We start from the raw sequence: 7737 nt of genomic DNA, 5'->3' as shown, positions 1-7737 counted from the left end.
TCGTCGGGCGCCCGACAAGAGGCGCGGAGAGACTGGCATGACCGAATTTCACTGGATTACCCTTGGCCTTGCAGGCGCCGTTATCGGTGGCGTGTGGGGCTTCAATCTGTGGCAGGAGTGGCGCTTCAAAAAGCGCGCTGCCGCAGCCTTTGCAAAAACCCATCCCGATGTATTGCTGGATACGCCCAAGAATATGGTACGCCAGGGCGAGGCGGGCTTTTTGCGTACCGAGCCTTCGTTTGGCATGGCGTCCGATAGCGCGGTGGAGCCGGAATCGGTATATGCACCAGAAACCGTACAGCTCAGCGATTCTCTGGCCCTGGCGGTATCGGTGCTGGACCCGGCGCTCGATTATGTAGCCGAGGTGCATCCCGGCGACAATCTGGCCGGCTCGGCCATGCCCACTTTCGAATTGGGCAAGCGGGTGCGTGCGCTGGGCTTGACTACGGCAGACGAGTGGGAAGCTGTGCGCAGCGAGGGCGTATACCAGGAATTCCGCATCGGCCTGCAACTGGTGGATCGCCAGGGCCCGGTGAGCGAGGCGCAGCTGGTGCTGTTCTGCGAGCAAGTCAGTGCCTTTGCCCATCAACACGGCGGCGTTGCCACCTTTGCCCGGCGCGAAGACAAGCTACAGGTGGCCCGCGAGCTTGATGCGTTCTGCGCCGAGGTGGACATGCTGGTCGGCCTGAGCGTGGTGTCCAGCCGTACACCGTTCCAATTGAGCCGGGTGCGCGCCATGGCCGAAGCCGCCGGCATGGTGCTGGAAGGCGATGGCGTATTCCATGCGCGTGCCGACTCCGGCAAGACCCTGTTCACCCTGGCCGACCGCCATCATCGACCGCTCGATGCGCTGGACGACACGCCTTCGATCACCCTGGTACTCGATGTGCCGCGGGTGGCGGGCGGCGAGCAGGCGTTCGACCGTATGGCTGACCTGGCGCAGCAGATGGCGCTGACCCTGGGTGGCGACTTGGTCGACGATGACAATCGTTCGCTCAAGCCGGCCGACCTTGCCACTATCCGCAAGCAGCTGGTGGCGATCTATGCCCGGATGGATGAACGCGGTATTGCCGCCGGTGGCGTGGCGGCGCTACGCCTGTTTGCCTGAGTGGACTGCCGATGACCCCGCAACAGCGCGCCAGCGAGCTGCGTCAGCAGCTTAATCGCTATGCCCATGAATACTATGTGCTCGATGCGCCCAGTGTGCCGGACGCCGAGTACGATCGCCTGTTCCGTGAACTGGAGCAGCTCGAGGCGGCTGAGCCGGGCTTGCGCACCCTCGATTCACCTACCCAGCGGGTAGGCGGCAGGGCGCTCGATGCATTCGCGCCGGTAAGACATACGGTGCCGATGCTGTCGATCCGTACCGAGACCGACTATGGCCCGGCTGGCGCCGAGGCATTTGATGCACGGGTGCGACGTGAGCTGGGTCTTGCCGAAGACGCACCGGCGGTGGAATACGCCGCCGAGTTGAAGTTCGATGGCCTGGCGATCAGCCTGCGTTATGAAGACGGCCAGTTGGTGCGAGCGGCTACGCGGGGCGATGGCGAGACCGGCGAGGACGTCAGCCAGAATATCCGCACCATCGGGCAGATTCCCTTGCGTTTGCAGGGCGCCACACCGGCCGTGCTGGAAGTTCGCGGCGAAGTGTATATGCGGCGCGATGATTTCGATGCGCTCAATGCACGTCAGCGCGAGCGCGGCGACAAGACCTTCGTCAATCCGCGCAATGCGGCTGCCGGCGCGGTGCGCCAGCTCGATCCACGTATCGCGGCGCAGCGGCCACTGAGCTTTTTTGCTTATGGCCTCGGTGAGGTGCTGGGCTGGGACGTTCCGGCAAGGCATGGCGCCCTGCTTGATGCCTTGGCTGACATGGGTTTGCCGGTGTGTAGCGATCGGGTAGTGACAAACGGTGCTGACGGCCTGATTGCCTTTCACCAGGCTATCGCGGCAAGACGTGACCAGCTGCCGTTCGATATCGATGGTGTCGTCTACAAGGTGAATGAGCGGGCACTGCAAGCACAGCTTGGCTTCGTCAGCCGCGAGCCGCGCTGGGCGGTGGCGCATAAATACCCGGCAGAAGAGATGCTTACGGTGGTCGAGGCCATCGATATCCAGGTGGGCCGTACCGGTGCGCTGACGCCGGTGGCACGGCTTGCGCCGGTATTTGTCGGCGGAGTGACGGTTACCAATGCCACCTTGCACAATCTTGATGAGGTGCACCGCAAGGATGTCCGGCTTGGCGATACGGTGATCGTGCGTCGTGCCGGCGATGTGATTCCCGAAGTGGCGGGGGTGGTGCTGGACCGCCGGCCTATGCGCGAAGAGGCGCTCGATCTGTTCGAAACGCGCCAAGTGCCGGTGCATGGGCCGTTTGCCATGCCGACTACCTGTCCGGTGTGCGGCTCGCATGTGGCGCGCGAGGAGGGCGAGGCGGCCTACCGCTGTAGCGGCGGTCTGGTATGTACCGCGCAGCGCAAGCAGGCCCTGCTGCATTTTGCCGGCCGCCGCGCCATGGATATCGAAGGGCTGGGCGACAAGCTGGTCGATCAGCTGGTCGATGCTGGCCTCGTGCGCACGCCTGCCGATTTCTACAAGCTGGGCATTCTCAAGCTGGCTGAGCTGGAGCGCATGGCGGAAAAATCGGCGGCCAATCTGTTGGCGGCCATTGCCGCCAGTCGCCAGACCAGTCTGGCTCGTTTCATTTATGCCTTAGGCATTCGCAATGTGGGTGAAGTGACCGCCAAGGATCTGGCGCGCCATTTCGGCTCGCTGGATGGGGTGTTGGCTGCCGCTACGCAGGACGATGCACAGGCAAGCCTGGCGCAGTTGCAAGCGGTTCCCGATATCGGACCGGTGGTGGCCCAGTCGATTCGTGATTTTTGCCTTGAGCCGCTGAATATCGAAGTGATCGAGCAGTTGCGTGCGGCCGGGGTGAGCTGGCCGGAAACCGAGCCAGGCGCCAGTGTGGCCGGGCCCTTGCTGGGCAAGACGCTGGTGATCACCGGCACCTTGCCGACCCTGGGGCGTGATCAGGCAAAATCCCTGATCGAGGGCGCCGGTGGTAAGGTGGCGGGTTCTGTCTCGAAAAAGACTGATTTCCTGCTCGCCGGCGAAGCGGCGGGCTCCAAGCTCGACAAGGCAAACGAGCTGGGTGTGCCGGTAATCGACGAGGCAGGGCTGTATGCCTTGCTGGGCGAGGCGGCTGGCGCAAATGCGTAGTGGCGCTGCTTGCCAGGGTGGCAGCGGTGCTGGAATTTGAGTGGAAGGAATGAACAGGTATGCGTAAGGTCAGCAAGGCAGTGTTCCCGGTTGCGGGTCTTGGAACCCGATTCCTGCCGGCTACCAAGGCCAGCCCCAAGGAAATGCTCAATGTGGTCGATAAGCCGCTGATCCAGTATGCGGTGGAAGAGGCCATTGCCGCCGGCATTACCGAAATGATCTTTGTTACCGGCCGCGCCAAGCGCGCCATCGAGGATCATTTCGACAAGGCCTATGAGCTGGAAAGTGAGCTGGAAGCCAAGGGCAAGCATGCCTTGCTGGAAGTGGTGCGCAATGTGCTGCCGAAAAATGTCAGTTGCGCCTATATCCGTCAGCCCGAAGCGCTGGGTCTGGGCCACGCCGTCAATTGCGCCCGCCCGCTGATCGGCGATGAGCCGTTCGCCGTTATCCTGGCCGACGACTTGATCGATGCCGAAGTGCCGGTCATGCGGCAGATGACCGAGCTGTATGCGGAAACGCAAAGCTCGGTGATTGGTGTGGAAGAGGTACCGCGCGCCGATACCGGCTCTTACGGCATTGTGGTGACCGAGCGCAATGGCGGCGGCAATCTGAAGCTGACCGGCATTGTTGAAAAACCGGCGCCGGAAGAAGCGCCATCAACGCTGGCGGTGGTGGGCCGCTATATCCTCAGTCCACGTATTTTCCGCCATCTGGCCAAGGCCAATCCTGGCAAAGGCGGGGAGATCCAGCTGACCGACGCCATCGCCGCCTTGCTGGAAGAGGAGCGCGTGTTGGCCTTGCCGTTTACCGGTACCCGTTATGACTGCGGCAACAAGCTTGGCTATCTGCAAGCCACCTTGGCCTATGCATCCAAGCATGCCGAGGTCGGTACTGAATTCACCGCCTGCCTGAAACGCTTTTGTGAAAAGAACGACTTATGAGTTTTGTATTGCGCCACTTGCGCGCTGAAGACAATCTGGACGAGGCTGGCCGCCTGTTCGATGCCTATCGCCAGTTTTATAAATACCCCGCCGACTTGAGCAGTGCCCACGCCTATCTGGCCATGCGCATCAAATCCGGGCAGGCGACGGCCTATCTGGCGGAAGTGGAGGGCCAGGCGGTCGGCTTCATGATGCTGTATCCAACGTTCTGTTCGCTGGCGCTGGCGCCGATCTGGACTTTGAACGATCTGTACGTCTGCCCCTCGCATCGTGGCCGTGGCATAGCCCAAGCCCTTCTCGAGCAGGCGAAGCGGCTCGGGCAGGAGAGCGGTGCCGCCTACCTGCAATTGTCTACCGCACACGACAACCACACCGCCCAGCGGGTTTACGAAGCGCATGGCTGGGTCCAGGACACGGTCTACCGCTATTACACCCTGGCTCTGGGCTAATACCATAAGTCCCCGAACCGGGGCAGAACAGGAATACGCTATGCTCGCCATCATTGGCGGAACCGGCCTTACCCGGTTGCAGAATCTGCAGATTACCCATCGACAAGTGATACGTACCCCGTATGGCGAGCCATCTGGTGCGTTGACCTTTGGCGAAATCGGTGGCCACCATGTCGTCTTTATCGCGCGGCATGGCTATGGTCACACCATTCCGCCACATGAAATCAATTACCGCGCCAATATCTGGGCACTGGCCGAGCAAAAGGCCACCCGCATCGTGTCGGTCTGCACCGTAGGTGGTATTCGCGAAGACCTGGCGCCCGGCACCGTGGTGCTACCGGACCAGATCATCGATTACACCAATGGCCGCAAGCACACCTTCTTTGAAGGTGGCGACAAGCCGGTTACCCATATCGACTTTACCGAGCCCTATTGCGCCAAGCAGCGCGGCCGCATCCTGAAGGCGGCCAAGGCCAGCCATCAAAAGCTGCTCGATGGCGGCGTGTATGCGGCGACGCAGGGGCCGCGGCTGGAAACCGCGGCTGAAATCAATCGCATTGCCGGCGACGGTGGCGATATGGTGGGTATGACCGGTATGCCGGAAGCGGCGCTGGCGCGAGAGGCTGGCCTTAGCTACGCCAGTATCGCCGTCGTGTCGAATTGGGCTGCGGGCCGAGCCGACAGTCGCCACAAGGTGGACCTGGCGGCGGCCGAGGGCGTGTTCAAGGAAGCAATCGAGCGGGTACACCGCATTCTGGAAGCATTGGTAAAAGTCGATGGCGATTAAATCCATAGTCAAAATGGGTGACCCCTTGCTGTTGCAAGTGGCAGCCCCCATACAGGCCGATGAATTCGGCTCGGCGGCCTTGCAGGACCTGGTGAATGACCTGATCGACACCATGCGCGAACTCAATGGCGCCGGCATTGCCGCACCGCAGATCGGTGTATCGAAGCAGCTGACCATATTCGGTGGCTTCAAGAGCCCGCGCTATCCGGAAGCGGAGGAGATTCCGTTTACCGTGCTGTGCAATCCTGTTTTGACGCCGATCGGCGATGAGCTGGTAGATGACTGGGAAGGTTGCCTGAGCGTACCGGGCATGCGCGGCGTGGTGCCGCGCCACCTGAATTTGCGCTACCAGGGCTTTGATCAGTTCGGTCAGCTGATCGACCGCACCGTGACCGGTTTTCATGCGCGGGTGGCCCAGCATGAATGCGATCATCTGTTCGGCATGCTTTACCCGATGCGCATCAAGGATCTGCGCCAGTTCGGCTTTGTCGATACCTTGATGCCGCATTTGCCAGCAGAAGACTGAATCGCGCAAAAGCCGGAAATTACCCTTTGGCAGCAAGCGCTTAGCGCAGCTTTACACCCGCCAGCTTTGTGCTAAGGTGACGGAATCCGCGACGAACTGCTGCAGGGAGTCCGATCATGTCCATGTCACTGCTTGATGCCATCGCTTCCTACCATCTGACGTCGCGCGGCTTGCCAGCACCGGCAGTCAAGTCAGAAGCCGGGGTTCCTCAGCCAGACGCCAACTACTCGGGTGGTGTTTCTGCCTCAACCCTGACCAGTCTGTCCGGCCTTGGCCAGGCGCTGTCAGCCACCAGCTCCCTCAAAGATCAACTCGCCAATACCAGTGCCGACCAGCCAAGTACTACGACCGCAACGATCAATAGCGCCAATACCGCAGCAGTAACCGCCACCATCACCGATGGTAGCCAGGCAGCAGCCGGTACCTACAATGTCAACGTTACCCAGCTGGCACAATCACAGGTGCAGACCAGCATCTATTTCGCCAGCGACAGCACCGACTATTTCGGGTCGGGTAGCCTGCAAGTGCAAACCAGTCAGGGGCTATATAACGTCAGCGCCAGTTCCGGCTCGCTGACCGGCTTGGCCGATGCTTTCAATGCATCGGGTTCCGGTATCAGCGCCACTGTCGAATCAACGTCGGGCTCCGGCTATCGTTTGCGCCTCACCGGCAATCAGACCGGCACCAATAATACGTTTGCTGTGGTGGCGCCGACGGGTGACCCATTCAATACGCTGGCCAGTCACTTTTCCCAAATCGGCCTTGCAACCAGCCAGACTGCCGGCAATGCGGCCTATACCGTGAATGGTGGCTCGACTATTTCGAGCCAGAGCAATACGGCCATCCAATTGACCAACGGCGCGAATATCGACCTGGTCGCCACTGGCAGCAGCGCCGTCACCATTACCAGTTCCACGTCGGCAACCAGCAGCTACAGCAATGTATTGGCAACGGCCAATACGCTGGTATCGCAATACAATGCTTTTCAATCCACCCTGAATCAGTTGCTGGGCAGTTCCGGTTCGCTGAACGGAAATATCGTCGCAACCACGCTGCAGAATGATTTCAATACATTGGTAAGCACTCCGGCAGCACAGGCACTGGGCTTTGGTGCGAGCGCAACACCGAATCTTATCCAGCTGAATGCCTCAACCTTGTCGAGCGCCTATGGCAGCAATGCGAGCAATACCATCACCAATCTGAATTCCCTGGTTGATTCACTGAAGACATTGTCTCAATCCACACTGTCTGCAACGGGGGCGGGCAGCATACAGGATGCAGCCAATACCATTACCACCTCGGTGCGAAACAATATTTCCACAGCATTGAGCGGCACGACCGGTGTGCCAAGCTGGGTGACAGACCTGTTGACCAATCATGCCGTTACTTCGGTCAGCGGCACAGTGCCCTTCAGTGGTTTTTCGGTTTATGCATGATCAAGACAATGTGTTTTTGCTGGTCAGGTAAAAGGTGTAGCAGTTTTGTTGAATAAAAAGCCCGCTGGTCAATAGCGGGCTTTTTGTTCATTGGTGCGGTTCACAGCACCTACTTGCCAAGCCGGTCAAGATATTGATGCCACACTTCACGCAGCAATTGCTCAAATTGGCGCGCATAGGTTTTTCCGTCCAGCAAGGGCGAAGCGTGCAAGCGCTCGCGCAATCCATTTCGCAGTGTTGATAAGGCGCTGGCCGTGCTGGTCAGTGATACCGCTCGTTCAACGTATTCCTGCCGCGTACTGCAAACAAGCTCCGCTAGTCCAGCTGCAGTCAGCAAGCTTGCACCAACGCGTTCATAAGAGCTTGATCCGGCAAG

General features: G+C 60.0%; 8 protein-coding genes. 7 read left to right on the top strand and 1 reads right to left on the bottom strand.

Annotated features, from left to right (window positions below):
* Window positions 1-37 precede the first annotated feature (37 nt).
* The 7 genes from ACE3OH_RS16565 to ACE3OH_RS16535 all read left to right on the top strand — a co-directional run bounded on the left by ACE3OH_RS16565 (window position 38) and on the right by ACE3OH_RS16535 (window position 7361).
* Complete coding sequence (locus ACE3OH_RS16565; protein WP_374355465.1) at window positions 38-1108, top strand: cell division protein ZipA C-terminal FtsZ-binding domain-containing protein; 1071 nt, start codon at window positions 38-40, stop codon at window positions 1106-1108.
* Between the two features lie 11 nt (window positions 1109-1119).
* A complete protein-coding gene (gene ligA / locus ACE3OH_RS16560) occupies window positions 1120-3222 on the top strand; it encodes an NAD-dependent DNA ligase LigA (protein ID WP_374355462.1) in 2103 nt (700 codons plus the stop codon).
* Window positions 3223-3281: 59 nt separating this feature from the next.
* Window positions 3282-4163 carry a UTP--glucose-1-phosphate uridylyltransferase GalU gene (galU, locus tag ACE3OH_RS16555; RefSeq protein ID WP_374355459.1) on the top strand — a complete coding sequence of 294 codons (882 nt, stop codon included), beginning with the start codon at window positions 3282-3284 and terminating at the stop codon, window positions 4161-4163.
* Window positions 4160-4612, top strand: a complete 453-nt coding sequence (locus ACE3OH_RS16550) for an N-acetyltransferase family protein (RefSeq protein ID WP_374355456.1) — start codon at window positions 4160-4162, stop codon at window positions 4610-4612. Before galU ends, ACE3OH_RS16550 begins: the two co-directional genes overlap by 4 nt.
* Window positions 4613-4652: 40 nt before the next feature.
* Entirely contained in the window at window positions 4653-5399 is a 747-nt protein-coding gene (locus ACE3OH_RS16545) for an S-methyl-5'-thioinosine phosphorylase (protein ID WP_374355453.1), read from the top strand.
* On the top strand, window positions 5389-5925 hold the full coding sequence (locus ACE3OH_RS16540) for a peptide deformylase (protein WP_374355451.1): 537 nt from the start codon (window positions 5389-5391) through the stop codon (window positions 5923-5925). The genes ACE3OH_RS16545 and ACE3OH_RS16540 overlap by 11 nt, the downstream gene beginning before the upstream one ends.
* Window positions 5926-6041: 116 nt before the next feature.
* Window positions 6042-7361, top strand: coding sequence for a flagellar cap protein FliD N-terminal domain-containing protein (locus tag ACE3OH_RS16535; protein WP_374355448.1), 1320 nt, complete (start codon window positions 6042-6044; stop codon window positions 7359-7361).
* Between the two features lie 109 nt (window positions 7362-7470).
* On the opposite strand, the gene ACE3OH_RS16530 is transcribed toward ACE3OH_RS16535, so the two are convergent.
* The coding region (locus ACE3OH_RS16530; protein WP_374355444.1) for a hypothetical protein at window positions 7471-7737 on the bottom strand (267 nt) is incomplete at its 5' end.

This window comes from Chitinimonas sp. (genome assembly GCF_041904975.1).
GTDB lineage: Bacteria > Pseudomonadota > Gammaproteobacteria > Burkholderiales > Chitinimonadaceae > Chitinimonas.
Note: the sequence above shows the minus strand (reverse complement) of the source record. Positions and strands in the feature narration are given on the sequence as shown.